The sequence below is a fragment of the Paraburkholderia sp. LEh10 genome (assembly GCF_017814945.1).
GTDB lineage: Bacteria > Pseudomonadota > Gammaproteobacteria > Burkholderiales > Burkholderiaceae > Paraburkholderia.
Genome location: NZ_JAGIPX010000267.1, coordinates 1 through 360, shown reverse-complemented (window position 1 = coordinate 360; position 360 = coordinate 1). Strand labels below are relative to the sequence as shown.

General features: G+C 55.8%; 1 protein-coding gene. It reads left to right on the top strand.

Annotation, left to right across the window (positions count from 1 at the left end):
- Positions 1-219: tyrosine-type recombinase/integrase (locus J8I87_RS44270; RefSeq protein WP_209938955.1), on the top strand; the 219-nt coding region annotated here is incomplete at its 5' end.
- Positions 220-360 lie beyond the last annotated feature (141 nt).

The following is a 360-nucleotide window of genomic DNA, read 5'->3' as shown; positions in this document are numbered from 1 at the left end:
CACACAAAGGGAATGCACCTGCTGCAAAGTGGCGTGCCGCTCGAGATCATCCGCGACTTCCTCGGTCACGTCGATGTGAAGACAACCGAGATCTATGCTCGTGCAAATCTTGAGATGAAGCGCAAGGCTCTCGAGAAAGCCACCGACGGTACGTCGCTTCCAAAGATGCCGTCCTGGCAGCAGAACAAAACGCTGCTCGAGTGGCTGCATTCGCTGTAAGACTGCGGAGGTCGCGCACGCCGATTCTTGGCTGCGGGCCTCCCCATCCTGCCCAGCTTTTATGTAGAGTTTCTACGACCGGAGACCTTTGCTATCGGGGGCTGGATTCGACACTGCACATAAAAACTTTCGGCCGGTAAT